20 protein-coding genes, 1 tRNA gene and 1 pseudogene are annotated in these 15,141 nt (G+C 69.0%); 8 read left to right on the forward strand and 14 right to left on the reverse strand.

All coding sequences use genetic code 11. The features are described from left to right. The 8 genes and pseudogenes from Q7S93_RS04765 to Q7S93_RS04800 form a co-directional block, all read right to left on the reverse strand. Positions 1-246 (reverse strand): annotated as a pseudogene (locus tag Q7S93_RS04765) (polyribonucleotide nucleotidyltransferase); the annotation flags it as partial. 293 nt (positions 247-539) lie between these two features. Further along, positions 540-809 (reverse strand): 30S ribosomal protein S15, encoded by a 270-nt coding sequence (gene rpsO, locus Q7S93_RS04770; RefSeq protein ID WP_293321460.1) that lies wholly within the window; start codon positions 807-809, stop codon positions 540-542. A 14-nt stretch (positions 810-823) separates the two neighbouring features. Then, a complete protein-coding gene (gene truB / locus Q7S93_RS04775) occupies positions 824-1,756 on the reverse strand; it encodes a tRNA pseudouridine(55) synthase TruB (protein ID WP_304712597.1) in 933 nt (310 codons plus the stop codon). A 3-nt stretch (positions 1,757-1,759) separates the two neighbouring features. Beyond that, the gene (rbfA, locus tag Q7S93_RS04780; RefSeq protein WP_304712598.1) at positions 1,760-2,206 is read right to left on the reverse strand and encodes a 30S ribosome-binding factor RbfA; all 447 of its coding nucleotides are present in this window, start codon (positions 2,204-2,206) and stop codon (positions 1,760-1,762) included. A gap of 122 nt (positions 2,207-2,328) precedes the next feature. After that, entirely contained in the window at positions 2,329-3,117 is a 789-nt protein-coding gene (locus Q7S93_RS04785; RefSeq protein ID WP_304712599.1) for a dienelactone hydrolase family protein, read from the reverse strand. A gap of 33 nt (positions 3,118-3,150) precedes the next feature. Continuing rightward, positions 3,151-3,666, reverse strand: coding sequence for a DUF2939 domain-containing protein (locus tag Q7S93_RS04790; RefSeq protein WP_304712600.1), 516 nt, complete (start codon positions 3,664-3,666; stop codon positions 3,151-3,153). Between the two features lie 36 nt (positions 3,667-3,702). After that, a complete protein-coding gene (locus Q7S93_RS04795; RefSeq protein WP_304712601.1) occupies positions 3,703-3,981 on the reverse strand; it encodes a DUF167 family protein in 279 nt (92 codons plus the stop codon). A 23-nt stretch (positions 3,982-4,004) separates the two neighbouring features. Next, entirely contained in the window at positions 4,005-4,319 is a 315-nt protein-coding gene (locus Q7S93_RS04800; RefSeq protein ID WP_304712602.1) for a YggT family protein, read from the reverse strand. A 152-nt stretch (positions 4,320-4,471) separates the two neighbouring features. On the opposite strand from Q7S93_RS04800, the gene Q7S93_RS04805 reads away from it, so the two are divergent. Then, positions 4,472-4,547, forward strand: a tRNA-Ala gene (locus Q7S93_RS04805). Positions 4,548-5,693: 1,146 nt separating this feature from the next. On the opposite strand, the gene Q7S93_RS04810 is transcribed toward Q7S93_RS04805, so the two are convergent. The 5 genes from Q7S93_RS04810 to Q7S93_RS04830 form a co-directional block, all read right to left on the reverse strand. Next, the gene (locus Q7S93_RS04810) at positions 5,694-6,113 is read right to left on the reverse strand and encodes a type II toxin-antitoxin system PemK/MazF family toxin (protein ID WP_304712603.1); all 420 of its coding nucleotides are present in this window, start codon (positions 6,111-6,113) and stop codon (positions 5,694-5,696) included. Between the two features lie 151 nt (positions 6,114-6,264). Beyond that, the gene (locus Q7S93_RS04815) at positions 6,265-6,540 is read right to left on the reverse strand and encodes a hypothetical protein (protein ID WP_304712604.1); all 276 of its coding nucleotides are present in this window, start codon (positions 6,538-6,540) and stop codon (positions 6,265-6,267) included. A 9-nt stretch (positions 6,541-6,549) separates the two neighbouring features. Beyond that, a complete protein-coding gene (locus Q7S93_RS04820) occupies positions 6,550-6,996 on the reverse strand; it encodes a hypothetical protein (protein WP_304712605.1) in 447 nt (148 codons plus the stop codon). Between the two features lie 9 nt (positions 6,997-7,005). Continuing rightward, the gene (locus Q7S93_RS04825) at positions 7,006-7,665 is read right to left on the reverse strand and encodes a hypothetical protein (RefSeq protein ID WP_304712606.1); all 660 of its coding nucleotides are present in this window, start codon (positions 7,663-7,665) and stop codon (positions 7,006-7,008) included. Positions 7,666-7,667: 2 nt separating this feature from the next. Then, the gene (locus Q7S93_RS04830; RefSeq protein WP_304712607.1) at positions 7,668-7,970 is read right to left on the reverse strand and encodes a hypothetical protein; all 303 of its coding nucleotides are present in this window, start codon (positions 7,968-7,970) and stop codon (positions 7,668-7,670) included. Between the two features lie 108 nt (positions 7,971-8,078). Between Q7S93_RS04830 and Q7S93_RS04835 the strand changes: the two genes are divergently transcribed. The 7 genes from Q7S93_RS04835 to Q7S93_RS04865 all read left to right on the forward strand — a co-directional run bounded on the left by Q7S93_RS04835 (position 8,079) and on the right by Q7S93_RS04865 (position 13,122). Next, positions 8,079-8,318 (forward strand): helix-turn-helix domain-containing protein, encoded by a 240-nt coding sequence (locus Q7S93_RS04835; RefSeq protein ID WP_370652071.1) that lies wholly within the window; start codon positions 8,079-8,081, stop codon positions 8,316-8,318. A 172-nt stretch (positions 8,319-8,490) separates the two neighbouring features. Next, the gene (locus Q7S93_RS04840; protein ID WP_304712609.1) at positions 8,491-9,186 is read left to right on the forward strand and encodes a hypothetical protein; all 696 of its coding nucleotides are present in this window, start codon (positions 8,491-8,493) and stop codon (positions 9,184-9,186) included. A 141-nt stretch (positions 9,187-9,327) separates the two neighbouring features. Next, a complete protein-coding gene (locus Q7S93_RS04845; protein ID WP_304712610.1) occupies positions 9,328-9,546 on the forward strand; it encodes a helix-turn-helix transcriptional regulator in 219 nt (72 codons plus the stop codon). Next, positions 9,543-9,848 carry a hypothetical protein gene (locus Q7S93_RS04850; RefSeq protein ID WP_304712611.1) on the forward strand — a complete coding sequence of 102 codons (306 nt, stop codon included), beginning with the start codon at positions 9,543-9,545 and terminating at the stop codon, positions 9,846-9,848. Before Q7S93_RS04845 ends, Q7S93_RS04850 begins: the two co-directional genes overlap by 4 nt. Before the next feature lie 61 nt (positions 9,849-9,909). Continuing rightward, positions 9,910-10,323, forward strand: a complete 414-nt coding sequence (locus Q7S93_RS04855; RefSeq protein ID WP_304712612.1) for a hypothetical protein — start codon at positions 9,910-9,912, stop codon at positions 10,321-10,323. Continuing rightward, positions 10,320-12,776: a DUF927 domain-containing protein gene (locus Q7S93_RS04860; RefSeq protein WP_304712613.1), complete on the forward strand. Its 2,457-nt coding sequence runs from the start codon at positions 10,320-10,322 to the stop codon at positions 12,774-12,776. Before Q7S93_RS04855 ends, Q7S93_RS04860 begins: the two co-directional genes overlap by 4 nt. A gap of 184 nt (positions 12,777-12,960) precedes the next feature. Beyond that, positions 12,961-13,122 carry a hypothetical protein gene (locus tag Q7S93_RS04865; protein ID WP_304712614.1) on the forward strand — a complete coding sequence of 54 codons (162 nt, stop codon included), beginning with the start codon at positions 12,961-12,963 and terminating at the stop codon, positions 13,120-13,122. 85 nt (positions 13,123-13,207) lie between these two features. On the opposite strand, the gene Q7S93_RS04870 is transcribed toward Q7S93_RS04865, so the two are convergent. Then, positions 13,208-14,542, reverse strand: a complete 1,335-nt coding sequence (locus Q7S93_RS04870) for a site-specific integrase (protein WP_304712615.1) — start codon at positions 14,540-14,542, stop codon at positions 13,208-13,210. Positions 14,543-15,141: the final 599 nt, after the last annotated feature.

The following is a 15,141-nucleotide window of genomic DNA, read 5'->3' on the forward strand; positions in this document are numbered from 1 at the left end:
GCCTTCGCGCTTGAAGAAGCCGCCGGGGATCTTGCCCGCGGCGTAGGTCTTCTCCTGGTAGTTCACGGTCAGGGGGAAGAAGTCCTGGCCGGGCTTGGCGGACTTGGCGAACACGGCGGTGGCCAGCACCACGGTCTCGCCATAGGTGGCGAGCACCGCGCCGTCGGCCTGACGGGCCATGCGGCCGGTCTCGAGGGTCAGCGTCTTGCCGCCCCACTCGATGGTCTTGCGTTTGATATCGAACATGATTTTTCTTCTTTCATATCCCGGCAGGCGTATTCCTGGCGGGGGCGGACAGGGCGTCGGACTTCCGAAATCCTCTCCAGGTGAACAGGCTTGATGAGGATTTCGTCGCAACCCTCAGCGTGCGTCTTGGGGGCCTTGGCCCCCGGCCGCCAGATCATCCCCGGCCTGTCGCGGAGGGGAGGCGGTCGTCTGTGGGCGCTGCCTCGTGAGGAGGCGGCGCCAGTCTCTGGGGCCGGTTGAAAAACACTGGCCCCATATGCGACGCCCCCGCTTTCGCGGGGGCGCTGAACATCCTAGCGGCGCAGGCCGAGGACCTCGATGAGGGCCTGATAGCGCGGCTGTTCGGACTTCTTCAGGTGATCGAGGAGCGACCGGCGCTGGGAGACCATCTTGAGCAGGCCCCGGCGCGAATGGTTGTCCTTCTTGTGGGTCTTGAAGTGCTCGGTCAGGTTGATGATCCGTTCGGTCAGGATCGCCACCTGGACTTCGGCGCTTCCGGTGTCACCCTCGCTGCGGGCGTGGGTCTTGATAATTTCGGCCTTACGGTCCGGGGTAACCGACATCGTGCGTCTCCGCTCTATTCGAGATGAAAGACACGGGACGGCTCGAGCTTGCCGGCGCGCATCTCGCAGAGGGCCACCATCACGCCACGACACATGGCCGAAACGGTTCGAGCGCCCGGCGCAAGCCCGGCTCTCAAGGTTTCGACCTGTCGGGGAACGAGAACGATCGACCGTCCCTGCTTAAGTCTGAAAGCGTCTTCGTCGGTCACGGCCAACGCCGGGATGTCGTCCAGCGCGGTCTCGACCGGAAGCAATGCCTCCGACTGCCGGGCCTTATGCCCCAATTCCTCAAGTAAATCCAGCCCGATCGCCCGGGCCTCGGTGAAGGCGCCCACCCGGGTGCGGCGGAGCGCGCTGACATGGGCCTCGGCCCCCAGCCGCAGGGCCAGATCGCGCACCACCGAGCGGACATAGGCGCCCTTGCCGCAGTCCATGATCAGCTCGATGTGGTCGGGGTCGCTCGCCTCGCCCACCGCCAAGCCGTGGATCAGGATCGGCCGGGCCTTGAGCTCCACCTCTTCCCCGGCCCGGGCCAGGTCATAGGCCCGCTCGCCGTCCACCTTGATGGCCGAATAGATGGGCGGGACCTGCATGATCTCGCCCTCGAACTCGTGCAGCACGGCCTTGACCTGATCTGGCGTCGGCCGGACGTCGGAGCGGGCGATGATCTCGCCTTCCCGATCCAGCGTGGTGGTCGACGCCCCCCAGGCGATGGTGAAGCGATAGCCCTTATCGGCCTCGACCATATAGGCCACGGTCTTGGTGGCCTCGCCGAGCGCCAGGGGCAGGACGCCGGTGGCCAGGGGGTCGAGGGTGCCGGCGTGGCCGGCCTTCTGGGCGTTGAAGATCCTGCGGACCCTGCCCACCGCCTGGGTCGAGGTCAGGTCATAGGGCTTGTCCAGGCAGACCCATCCGGAGACGGCCTCCCCCTTGCGCCGACGGCCCATGGGTCAGTCCTCTTCGGGGGCGTCGAGGTCCTGGCGGACCTTCGGATCCTCAAACAGCCGGCTCATATGCTCGGCGGTGTCGAAGGTCTCGTCGTGCAGGAATTTCAGCTCCGGGGTGGCGCGCAGGTCGATCATCCGGCCGAGGCGCCCGCGGAAGAACTTCGAGGCCCGGTTCATGGCCGCCACCACCTCGGGCGCATTCTCGCCGCCCAGGGGCTGGATGAAGCAGACGGCGTGGCGCAGGTCCGGGCTCACCCGCACCTCGGTGATGGTCACCGGCGCGCCCGACAGGGCCGGATCGTCCAGGTCTTCCTCCCGCATGATCTCCACCAGGGCGTGGCGGACCAGTTCGCCGGCGCGCAGCTGGCGCTGGCTGGGGCCGCGAAGGGCGGGGCGGGCGCCAGATGTGCGGGAGGCTGGCGTACGGGAGGATGAGGGACGGCGTTTCATGGCGAGGCTCTCGCAGAATCTGGCCTGGCCGGCGGCTCGAACGCCCGGCGCAGGGAAGGGCGCGCTTCTAGTGGCCGCGCCCTTCGAAGTCTAGGCCCAGGCCGCGCGGCCCGCCAGGACGCTCACGCCCCTGTGCGCTGGCGGAAGAAGGCGATCACCCGGGCCTCGGCCGCCTTGGTCGGCCCGTCGGCCGCCAGGTGCAGGGTCAGCGTGGAGTGCGGCGCGATGGGGGAGGGGGCGGCGTCGGCGTCCTCCAGCTCGATGGCCTCGAACCGCGCGCCGAACTCGGCCCGATAGCGGTCAAAGCGCGCCTGACCCACCAGGGCGTCACCCTTGAAGCGCAGACCGATCATCGAAAGGTCCTCGGCCTCGAACCGCGCTCTGGCGCAGGCGATCTCCGCCGGGCTGACGCCGATCGAGGCCGCCCGTGTCTTCGAGCCGGCGGTGAGCGGCAGGGAGGGCTGGGCCAGGACCGGGGCCACCACCGCCGGCTCGGTCATCATGGCGAGCGCAAAGCCGCCGGTGAAGCACATGCCGACGGCGCCCACCCCGTTTCCCCCGCATTCGGCATGGGCCTGGCGGGCCAGGGCGCGCAGCCAGTCAACGATGGGGCTGGATCGGTCGGTGGCCCAGACGTGGAATTCCCGGCGCACGCAGATGGCCTTCAGCGCCTCGGCCGCCAGATAGGGCCGGCTGACGGGACGCCCCGGCTCCCCGAACAGGCTCGGGCACCAGACGCTCATCCCCGCGGCGGCCAGCCGCTCGGCGAAGGCCAGGACCAGGGGGTGCAGGCCCGGCATTTCGTGGATGACAATGACGGCGGGACCAGAGCCGCGTCGATAGACCGTCCGGCGCCAGCGGCCGTCGTCAAATTCGAACCGCTCGAAGCCTTCCAGCTCAACCGCCGCCATGTCGTCTCCCCCCGGTCGCCAGGGAAGACTAGCTCAGCGGCGCAGCATGTCGATGTCGCCCTCAAAGCCCGACAGCCGCCAGACCCCGTCGGTCTGTGTGAAGACCAGCAGGCAGGGGCCATCCTTCTCCCGCGTCGCGCAGACCCGGCCGTCCTCCAGCGCCTTCAGGGAGCCGGCGATGGCCACCCGGCCGGGCAGGGGCTGGGCGGCGTCGTATCCGTAATATTCGGCCACGCCACGGAACACCTGGGGCTGGACCAGCTGCTCGCTGGCGGCCTTGGCGATGGTCGGGCCGAGCAGGGCGCCCAGGGCGCCCAGATCGCTGCCGCCGCCGGCGCGGGCGACTTCGGCGGCGATGCGCGCCTCGATCTGAGCGCGCAGGGCCGGGCGGTCCACATGGCGGTCGAAGGTCGCCTGGTCGCCGTCGCGGATGGCGGTCAGCAGGGTGTGGACGTCGCCGGCCGCATCCAGGCGCTGGACGCCGCCGGCGCAGGCGCTGAGCATCAGGGCGAGGGCCAGGGGGGCCAGAAGGCGCAGGGGCTTGAACATCGAGGGGTCTCCAGGGGCGGCGACAGCAGGACCGGCCTAAGGTGGCGATCCGAAGGCGCGGGCGGCCTCCTCATCGCTCAGATCGGCGATCTCGACCAGCTTCAGCCGCGCGGTCTCCCCCGATACGATCCTCAGGCTGGAGCGCGGGCGCCGCAAGGTCTTGGCCAGAAAGGCCAGCAGGGCGGCGTTGGCCGCACCGTCCACCGGCGGCGCCGACACCCGCACCTTCAGATAGGGCCGGCCCTCGCCGTCCTGGCCCCAGCCCTGGAGGGCGTCGCGCCCGCCCTTGGGGGTCAGGCGCACGGCCAGGCGCATGGCGATCCCTCGGGCGAGCCGGCTCAGATGACCGGCGTGACCAGGGCGCGATAGAGCGCCGGCAACAGGATGTCCTTCACGCCGATCAGCACCAGGATGACGATGATCGGGCTGATATCGACGCCGCCCAGGGGCGGGATGATCCGCTGCACCGGGCGCATCACCGGCGCGGTGATCGCCTCCAGCGCCCGGGCGATATTGTAGACGAACCGGTTGCGCAGGTTGATGACGTCGAAGGCCACCAGCCAGGACAGGATGGCGTTGATGATGATCGCCCAGATCATGAGCTGGAGGATCGCCCCGATGATGAAGAAGATGAATTGAAGAATGGCGGCCATGGGGTCCCGATCTGTCTTAGGCCCCGGTTCTAGCTGGCGGCCCTCCTCTGTGACAAGGCGGCCTGACCCATAAGCGCGCGTCCCGCGTCCTCTGGCCGCCCCTTGAGCGGCTTGACAGAAATCCGCCGCACGCCTAACTCCGCGCCTTCCTGGGGGCCGTAGCTCAGTTGGTAGAGCGCCTCGTTCGCAATGAGGAGGTCAGCGGTTCGATTCCGCTCGGCTCCACCATTCCCCAGTAATATCAATCGCTTCCGGTTTGGCCTCAGGGCCGCCGGTCGCGGCTCTGCGTCTGGATAAGCACTGGATAAGCAGAGCGCCCAAGCGAGCGACTCATGATCGCGCGTTGGAGGGATGGGGGAGGCCACACTCGCGCGCCCGGGAGGGCGAAGGTCAGGGGCTGCGGCCGGGGCTCATGGCGGCCCGCAAGGTGGGGTTGTGCCGCCGCTGGGCTCCAGGCCAGGCGGGGGGTGGGTCAGAAGTCGGGGGCTCGCCTGGCTGGAGACCGCGCCCCCTCTCATGCGGGGACTTTTTTTGCGCCGCCGCTGCGATCCAGGCCGCCGCCCTGGTGGGCGTGCCCCTGCGGTTGGACGCGATGGGGCCAGGGTTCCTGCGGGCGCCCTTACCCAGCTCGGAGCGGCTATAAATTTCGCCAGGGGCGGGGGTGGTCTAAAAGTCCAAGCCTCCCTCGGCCGGGACCGGCGGGTTAGCAGGCGCTTTTTCACCGCAGGTTTTTTGGTCTGAGGGAAATTTTGCCGGGGGGCTGGAGGCCGGGGGGCGGTCGAAAGTCCGGGGCCTTAGGGGCCAGGACCGGCGGACTAGCGCCGCACGCGATTCCGCGAAATTCGGGAAACCTTTTTCGATCAAGGGCTTAGGAGGAGTGGATGCGGGGGCGTTCTCAAATCACTGGGAACCCTGGGAACCCTGGGAACCCCTCTTATAAGTGATTGAAAGATAGAGGTTCTGTAGAGCGGCGGCGGTTCCCAGTCTGTCTTTCTCAACTGGGAACTACTGGGAACCGCTCTCGCCTCGGCCTGGCCGCCGCCGCGCCCCCGTCCGGCTCCAGAAGAGGGCATGATTTGCCCCGATAGGCTGCCAACCGCGCGCGAGTGTGGCCCCCTCCAGCCGCCGACAGGGCGGGATGATGCTTTCGGCAATGGGTGACGGCGCCGCGGTCAATGGCGGCCAGACGCGAACGCCGTTCGCATGAGGGGCGCGCGCGCCGCGCGCATCGGGGGGCCGGACAAAGCAAAGCCCCGCCCGGCTTGTTATCGCCTTGGCGGGGCTGGCCGGGCGCGCCCGGTCTTGAGGCTCAACGACGGCGAACCGTCGCGAGCTGACAGGCCTCATATGTGGGCGCGGTGTCTTTCGGTCAAGTTAACTTCCTTCATCGATGAGGCCGAGCGCGTGGGCCACGCAGCGGCGCAGGGCGGCAAGCTGGTCGGCGCTCAGCCGGGGCTGGAGGTACTTGCGCTTGCCGTATTGGTCGCGTGCGGTGCGGAAGAGGTCGAGGCGCTCAAAGCTCACCGTGGCGATCATGTCAGCCTTCACCCACACGTCGGCGGCGTCGAAGGGTGAGGGAAGCGGCGGCTCGACGTTGAGGGCCAGGTGGTAGGCCTGCGGGCCCGCCGGCGCTGTCGTGCTGAGCGGAACCACCGTGGCCAGCCCCTGGCGGTGGCGCAGCCTGGGGGACACGATGACCACCGGGCGCCGCTTCACCATCTCGGCTGCGCGGCCGGTGTCCCCATAGTCGCAGAGCAAGAGGGTTCCGGGTTTCAGGTCGTATTTGATGGGCATGGGAGGGGTGTTCTCAGTCGCGCGCTGCGGCGCTGCCCCACGCTGGGGAGGGTCCGAATACCTTGATTCTGACGAACGCGAACGGCGTTCGCCCCCGACGCAAAGCGCCCGCCGGGGAGGGCGGGCGCGGGGTATCATTTCAAATGAGACCCTATCGGCTGGCGGTTGGCCAGCAGGCGGGGAGGCTGGTCACCAGGGCTTCGACCAGCTGGCGGCTTTCCCGCGCCGCTTCCTCGATCTTCTCGGCCAGCAGGTGCAGGGCGTCCCCGTGGTCAGTGCGGCTCAGCTCCTCGCTCGCGGCCAGGATGCGAGCCAGATAGGTCAGGCTGAACGTCTCGCTCAGGCGGCGGTCGATGGTGTCCAGGGCCTCCCATGCCTTGTCGCGGGGAAGGGCCGGGATGCGGTTGGCGGTGGTGGTGGCGGTCATGGCGGTTCCTTAGGCGCAGGGGTGAGGGCGGCGGGCGAGGCGGGCGAGGTCCTGCGCCAGGGCGCAGAGTGCGGCGGCCTGGTGGGGCTCCAGCTCGGCCCTCAGGGTGTCGACCAGAAGAAGGGCCTTGATCGCGGCCCCGGGGAGGTCCTCGGCCGGGCGCGCCAGGATCGCGGCGGCGAGGGCCTCGGCCTGGCCCATGGCCCGGTCGGCGGCGTCCTCCAGGCCTGGCAGGCCGAATGAGGATCTGATGGCCTCCACCTGTTCGGCGTAGAGGCCATACGCCGTCTCGACGGCGGGGCGCGCCGGATAGAGCCGCATGGCGGCGGCGTCGGCCTGGCGCTCGCGGCCGAGGGCCTCCAGGGCCTGGCCGGCGACGGCGCACCAGGTCGCCGCGAGCTGGGGAATGGATGGCCTGGCGGCTGGCGGTGCGATGGCGAGGGCGGTGCAGGTCATGGCGGCTCCTTAGGCGGTGAAGGTGGTGAGGCGCTGGAGGTCGTCGGCCAGGCTGCGGGCGCCGGCGAGGCTGGCCGAGCTGGCGGGATCGCGGGCGAGCTGGTCGGCCAGGTGGCCGGCCTTCACCTTCAACCCCGTGAGGGTCTTTGCCGGGGTGGCCCAAAGGGCGGCCTCGGCCCTGGCCTTGGCCGCGCCAAGGCGGTCGGCCCGGCGACATAGGGCGGCCACGTCGTGGCGGTGGTCGCTGGCCTCAAGGGCGAGCTGGTGAGCCTCGGCCGCTGCAATGATCTCGCGGCCTCGGCCGACAAATTCGGCTACCAGGCCGGGGGACATGAGGGCGCTCGCCCTGCCGTCCGTGAGGCTCTCTGACCACCGCGCGACCTGGTGGGCGTCATAGGGTGCGCCCACGGGCTGGCGGTGCGGGGCGATGAACCACCGGTCGCCCTTGCGCCGGCGCAGGGCCTCAGGGACCGGCGGGCGGTCGCGGAGGGCGGCGGCCTCGGCTGCGTCGGCGGCGGCCTCGGCCTTCGCAAGGGCGGCGCTCAGGCGGGCCAGCCGGGCGGCGCGACGGATCAGGGCGGCGTCTGGGGCGGCCCCGGCCAGGGCCGGCGAGGCGGCGAGGGGCGCGGCGATCAACAGGGGCAGGAAGGCGCGGCGGGAGGGCGTCATGCTTAGCGTCCCATCTGAGCGGTGGTGTAGCCGGCCTGGCGGGCGCGGACGCCGGCATAGGCCTGGCCGGTGAGGCTGCGGCGGATCGGGCTGGCCAGCATCGAGCCGAACGAAACGTGGCGGGGCTGAGCGCCCTTGGTCCAACGGGGCGCGGCGGCGATGCGGGCGGCGGTGTTCCTGGCCCAGCGCCAGGCGCCGGCCAGGGCGTCGGCGAAGGTCCGGGGGTTCGCGCCGCGCAGCTCGGCCCGGTACAGGCTCCAGGCCAGAAGCATCACTTGGCGGCGGGTTTCGGTGGCGGTGGTCATGGCGTCAGTCCCTCTCAACAGATACACTTGTATCTAAATAGGGAGGGGCTAGCAAGGAAATAGATACGGTTGTATCCTGTTTCCTGGGATTGCTCAGGGAGAGCCGGAATGGAAGTCACGCCAGAGGGTTGCCGCGCCGGGCGGGCGATTTTGAAATGGTCAATGCGGGAGCTGGCCGAGCGCTCTGGCGTGGCCTGGACCACCGTTAACCGTCTCGAGGCGGGCGCGGCGGCCAGGGACGCGACCGCCGCCAAGATCGTCGCCGCCTTTGAGGCCGAGGGCGTCGAGCTGGTGGCCGAGGACGGCCGCACGGGCGCGGTCCTGGTCTATGCCCGGCGGAGGGCCTAGCATGGCGTTTCGCGGCTGGTACGCTGAGGGCTGGGGGCCTGCGGCTGTCCAGAAGGATAGCCGCCTCGATGGCTGGACCGAGTTGGACTGCCCTGCCCCGGTGGGCTCTACAGCCCGCATCAAGTGGGCCGAGTCGAGAGCCCTCGGTAGACGATACAAGGAGCCGGCTCTGGTGGGCGTGGCGATTGTCACCACACCGGATGGTGGCGGGTGGGAATATCCCTTCAAGCTCTACCGGCCTCGCCCTCGCCTCGACGACCTTGAGGAGCTCGCCGGCTATCTTGAAGACCTCGCTCCTGGCCTGTCGCCTGAGTTGCGGGATGAGCTGGAGCGGGAGGCGCTGGACGCCCTCCGCGACGACTATACGCCCAGGGTCTTGAAGCAGGGAAAGGGGCCAGCGTTTGACCCTTTGACCTTTCTCGAAGCGCTAGATGCCGTAGAGATCTGGCGAGAGTGCGGCCTTGAAGGCGCTAGCTATCAAGATGCAGAGCCCGTGGTTATCCCTAGGGGTCGCCTTCTGAGCTACTTCGATGCCGTGTATAAGGCTGGCCGCTCTGTGCGCGATGCTGAGATTCCTTCTGATGAGCAGCGCTCGAAATCTTCGCCTGCTGCGGTTGCTCGTACTGTGAAGGGCGAGGCCTGGTGGCTCGCCGGTGCGGCTTGGGCGCAGGACGTAGTGAAGGCCCATCCCAAGGGCTGGGCCGAGGGCCGGAGCGTCAGCCGTGCCGCCCTGGCGGAAGAGCTGATCGCAAGATGGGGTGAGGTCAAGGACCGCGATGGGTGGCCCGCCAGGGTGACCTATAATGACCTCTATAAGCGTGTCCTAAAGGCCTGGATCGAAAGGGGCTGGCTGAGTTTGGCAAGGTAGTCTGAGCCTAGGCTCAGAGGTGCGCGTCAGCCGAGGCCGCCGATAGGCGCGCAGCCTTGGCCAGGGCGGGCGACCGGCGTTCGCGCCCTCTGCAAGGTCATCCAACGCCAGCCAATTCCTGGCTGCGATGGGAGACCCCTTATGACAGTCGAAAGTCAGTCCCGCCTTCTGACGGTGTTGGAGGCCGCAGAGCGGCTCAGCGTTTCAAAGTCCCACCTGGACAAGCTCAGAGTGTCGGGCGGCGGCCCGCCGTTTGTTAAGATCGGCTCCCGCGTGGCCTATGACCAGGCGGACCTGGCGACGTGGCTGGACGGCCAGAAGCGCCAGGACACGGGACACAAGTCGGAAGCCTCGGCATGAGCGGGCGCATCGACTTTGAGCGGGTGAACCGCGCCGCCCTGCAGAACGCCGAGGCGGTGGTGCGATCCTTCCTCCCCGATGGCCGGCGCGAGGGGGCCGAATGGGTTGCCCGCAACCCGACGCGGCCCGACCACCGGCCGGGAAGCCTCAAGTGCAACCTCACCACCGGCAAGGGCGCGGACTTCGCCACGGGCGACCGCTGGGGCGACCTGGTGGGCATGGCCGCCTATCTCAAGGGCCTTCCCCAGCGCGAGGCGGCGATACGCCTGGCCGAGGCCCTTGGCGTCAACCCGTTCGCGTGAGGCGCACGGGCCTGCGCCCGCGCCTCGCGGCCCCTGACAACCTGCATCCCTGGGGATCGCAATGACCAATCGTGACCTATTCAGCGCGCCCGCCGCGCTGGCCCTTTTGGGCTTTTCCACCGCCACCACCGCCAGAGCTATTGACGTGTCGGTGGGCGACCTGGAGGCGGAATTTCTGCTCGGCAACCAGCTGGAGGAGGACGAGGCCGAACGCCTCCGCGACTTCCTGGGCCTGCACGGCGTTGTGATGGTCTCGACGCCGTTCTTTTACGGGGCGCTCTACCTCACCTCGCTTGTGCATCTGCGCACTTGGGCGGGCTGGGCAGAGGATTGCCCCAACCACCGGGGCGAGGGCCTAGCCTATGCCGTCTTCTCCCGCGCCTGGCGCTTCTGGCTGCGTGTCACCGGCCGAGGCCGCCGGATTCTGAGGCCCGCGAACGACGTTCGCCCCATGGATGACGGGGCGGCCGAGTGACCGATAGTCCCGAGGATCCATTCGCCCGCATCCGCGCGGAGAAGGGCCAAGGGGAGCCGCCTAAGCCGGCGGCCTCCAAGCCTGAGGGTGTCCCCGTCCTGCCCGTGCCGGATGACGCACCACCGCCGCTCTCTCGCCATAGCCGACACGGCGAGCCGGCGGCGATCTGGACCTATCGAGACGGCGGCGGGCGGACCCTCGGCCACGTCGCCCGGTTCAACCTGGCGGACGGCTCAAAGGTGGTGTTGCCCCTGACGTTGACGCGGGACGGCCGGGGCCTGCGGTGGGCGTGGAAAGCCTTCGCCGACCCGCGCCCGCTGTACGGGCTCCATGCGCTCGCCAGCCGCCCCGGCGCGCCGGTCCTGGTGGTGGAGGGGGAGAAGACCACCGACGCCGCTGGCGAGCGTCTGGCGGGCTTTGTCGCGGTCTCATGGGCTGGAGGCTCCAAGGCGGTCAACAAGGCCGACTGGCGCGCCCTGGCGGGCCGGGACGTGGTGATCTGGCCCGACGCCGACGCCCCAGGCCGGAAGGCGGCTCAGGATGTCGCCCGGCTCGCGGCCTCGGCCGGGGCGCTCACGGTGGTGGTGGTCGATCCGCCGGCCTATCTCCCCGAGGGCTGGGACCTGGCCGACGAATGGCCGGAAGGGTTTGGCCAGGCCAAGGCTGAGGCCCTGATAGCGGCGGCGCGCGACCAGGCGCAGCCGGCGGGCGTCGACTGGCCCTACGGCTTTCGGATGGAGGCGGACGGGCTCTGGTACGACCAGCCGCCCCAGGCCGGCGGCCAGCCCGTTCCCACGCGGCTCTCTGATCCGTTCGAGGTGGTGGGTCAGGCCCGCGAGCCGGGCGGCGATGGGTGGGCGACGGTGCTGCGATTCCGCGACCCCGATGGCCGAGAGAAGGTCGCGCCGGTGGCCAAGTCCAGGCTGGCCGGCGGCGGCGCAGAGGTGCGGTCAGAGCTGGCCGGCCTCGGCCTGGGGATCAGCTCGTTTCCAAGCAAGGCGGCCAAATTCATCGCCGCGATCAATGACGTGAAAGCGCGCCGGCGGATCACGCTGGTCTCGGCCACGGGCTGGTGCGGGGACCGGTTCATTCTGCCATCCGGCCAGGTGGGCGGGGCGGCCGGCGAGGAGGTCATTTTCACCGGAGAGCCGGCCGCCTTGCACTATGGCAGAGCCGGCGTGCTGGCCCGCTGGCGTGAGGACGTGGCCGCCCCGGCGATCGGTAACGACCTTCTCACCTTCGCCCTGTCGCTGGCCTTCCTGGGGCCGCTCATGCGCCCGCTGGAGATCGAGGGGGGCGGGGTCCATTTCCGCGGCTCCAGCTCGTGCGGGAAGACGACGCTGGCCTATGCCGCCGGGTCGGTCTGGGGTGGTGGCGGGCCGCTCGGCTTTGGCCAGACCTGGCGCAGCACGGCCAACGCCCTGGAGATGGTCGCCTATGGGCACAATGATGGCCTGGTGGTCTTTGATGAGCTGGCCTTGATCGCCCCGGAAGAGGCTGGGGCGGCGGCCTATAGCCTCGCCTCTGGCCAGTCTAAGGCCCGGTCTCGCGCCGACGGGTCGCTGCGTCGCCGCTCAGAGTGGCGTGTGGCCATCCTGTCCACCGGCGAGATCGGCTTGGCCGACCATATCCGCGCCGGGAAGAAGGGCGAGCGCCCGATGGCAGGCCAGGAGCTTCGGCTCCTCGATCTCGCCGCTGACGCCGGGGCGCGAATGGGCGTCTGGGAAAGCCTGCATGGTCGGGCGAGTCCGGCGGCCCTATCGGACGCCATCAAGGCCGCCAGCGGCCGGGACTATGGGCACGCTGGGCCGGCCTTCCTGGAGGCGTTCGCGGCCAATCGGTCGCAGCACCTTGCGACGGCTAAGGCCCTGCTGGTCGCCTTCCTCGCCAAGGTGACGGAAGAGGGCGACACGGGCCAGGCGCAGCGGGCGGCGGTGCGGTTCGGCGCCATCGCCGTGGCCGGCGAGCTGGCGGCGATGTTCGGGGTCTTGCCGTGGTCGCCTGGGACGGCCGGTGAGGCGGCGGCGCGGCTCTATCGGCGATGGGCCTCGGCCTTTGGCCGCGATCAGTCGCATGAGGCCCGCGCCATCATCCGGCGGATCAAGGCGATCATCGAGAGCGAGGGGGCCAGCTTCGCGGCCTGGGATGACGGGGAGGCCCTGGCCGAGGATGAGCCCAGCCGGGCCGGGCGAGATGAGCAGGCCAGGGGCCTCAAGTCCTGGGGCTATCGCGCCAAGGTGGGGCCAGACCTGGAGTTCCGGTTCAATGAAGCCGGGTGGGAATACGCGACCCAGGGCTTTGGCCAGAAGGAGGCCGCCCGCGCGCTGCATGAGGCGGGACTTCTGGAAAAGGGCGAGGGAGAGCACTGGAAGAAGCGGCATTCGCGCAAGGGGCAAAAGCCCCGCTTCTGGACCGTCAAAGGGGCCATCCTGGAGGCCGACCTTGGCGACTGACCCCTTTGCCGAGGCCCTCCGCGCCGCCTATCAGGCGACCCCTGGGGCGGCCCTCCAGCGGTTCCCAGTAGAAAATCACTGGGAACCGCAAGTCGAGAAACTGGGAACCGCAAAAGCTGATGCCGATCAATCGGTTAACCCCACGGTTCCCAGAGTTCCCAGGGTTCCCAGTGAAAATGGGACTATGCCGCATCGCATGGCCGCAGAGGCGGCCTCAGAGGCCCTCGCGACCTGGGATGAGCGGGCCGCCATCCGTGAGTATGAGGGCGGCATGAGCCGCCGCGAGGCCGAGCTTACGACGGCTATGGAGCTGGGGCCGAGGCCAGAGGCCCCGGCCGAGACCTGAAGTCGCCAAGGCCAAATATGCACCTAAGAGGCAATTGCATCTAACGCCGAGCAAGCGCTGGTAACCCCAGGCGACGGGCCAGGGTCTAGGCCCTGAGCCGATGCACGTTCGATGGCAGGGCCTCGCCCGCCACCACCGCCGCCACGCGGCGTCCCCAGGCCACCAGGGCGGCCTTTCGCTCCTCGCGGTACTCATGGCGCTGATAGACGCCCACCAGCCCGCTCTGCGTACCCGAGACGTGATTGAGAACGCGCTCCACCACATGAGGCGGGAAGGCCAGGGCCGCCATGCCGGTCGCGGCGGTGCGGCGAAGGTCATGGATGCGCCAGGGGCGCAGGGGCTCAGCCGGCGGCTCAAGGTCAGCCTCGCGGGCCTCCCTGGCCCGCAGGTCTTCGATCAGCCCATCTAGGCGCCGCTTGGTCGCTGAGAACCCGCGAGCCGGGCCTTTGCCCCTGGCCGGGAACAGGTGTGGCCCCAGCTTCGGAATGTCGGCCAGGAGCGCGAGGGCCTCAGGCGACAGGTCAACCTCGTGAGACTGTTTGTTCTTCGCCCGCTCGGCCGGGATGCGCCAGACGCCGGCCTCTAGGTCAATCTCGCTCCATTCCATGCCGGCGACCTCGGCCCGCCGCTGGCCAGTCAGCATGAGCAGCCGGAAGATCGGGGCGAAGGGGAAGCCGAGGCCCTCGGCCGCAGCCCAGATGAGCCGCAGCTCATCGTCGGCCAGGACGCGATCACGGGCCGCCGGCCGGGGCGGGGCGGTGATGCTGGCGCAGGGCGAAACCGCGATCAGCTCACGGGCCACGCACCAGTCAAAGAGGGGGCGCAGCTCGGCATAGGTCTGGCGGGCGACGGCGGCCGAACGGCTGGCGATGGACTCGAGCAGCTCTGTCACGTCGCCGCGCCGGATTTCGGAGATATGGCGAGAGCCCCAGGCCGGCACGGCGTCATAGCGCAGAAGCCGGGCGGCCTCTGCGCCGCTGCGCCGCTTGTCGAGGCGGCGCTCGATATAGGCCTCGGCCAGGACAGCGAACGTCTCTTGTTCCCGGCGGATGGTCTCGCGGCGCTGTGCGGCCTCGGCTTCCTGAGCCGCGAGGCGCTCCAGGTGCAGGGCCTGGCGCTCAGCCTCACGGTCGGCAAACGGGTCGTTCCCCAGGTCCACCGGGGCCAGCAGCTTGCGGGCGGCGGCCCTGGCCTTGGTCACGTTCCACATCTCACCGTCGTGCTGGCCGATGGTGATGCGGCGGGTCTTAGGCTTCTCACCTGGGGCGGCCTTGGCCCGATACTGGACCAAGTAGATCTTCGCCCCGGCTGGGGTGATGCGAAGACCAAAGCGCGGGAGCGCGGAATCCCAGACGTACAGGTCGCCGGGGCCAGCCTCCAGGCCGTCCACCAGTCCATCCGTGAGCTTGATCTTGGCCATGTGCTTATCCAGGTCAGGGAACGTCCAGACCCTGGATAAGCGCTGGATAAGCAGAACGTCAAGCTAAAGCCATCCATCCCAGGGAAACGTCGTCCAACGCCGTAAGAGATAGTGCACTGGAAACACTGACTAATCCCGCAACGCGGGGAACCTCTAGGAAACGGCGTCCAACGCCAAATGACCTTGAACCGCTGAGAGGAGGTCAGCGGTTCGATTCCGCTCGGCTCCACCAGGATTTATCAAGCATGTGATCGCGTACGCCCTCTCGGGGCGCGCTTGTCCAAACCGGGCGCCGCCGTTCGGAACCCAAGCGCAGGCATGGCGTTCTTCCCCGCAGACGCAATCTGTGGAGAGAAGTCATGAACCAGATCATCTATATTGTCGGTCTCGTTGTTGTTGTCGGCGCTATCCTGGCCTTTGTCTTCTAAAGACATGCAACCCGACCATTGAGGCGTCGCCGGGCGGGCTCTAGCCGCCGGCGACGACTTCACTTTTCTGAATTGACCTAGCCGGGGCGGCGAACTGTGATCGCCCTCTGCCCGGGGCCGGCCAGATCTCCCCATCTGCCTGCAAGACAGGCCCTCATATCTTCAGCTAAA

It is taken from the genome of Phenylobacterium sp. (assembly GCF_030646615.1).
Classification (GTDB): Bacteria; Pseudomonadota; Alphaproteobacteria; order Caulobacterales; family Caulobacteraceae; genus Phenylobacterium.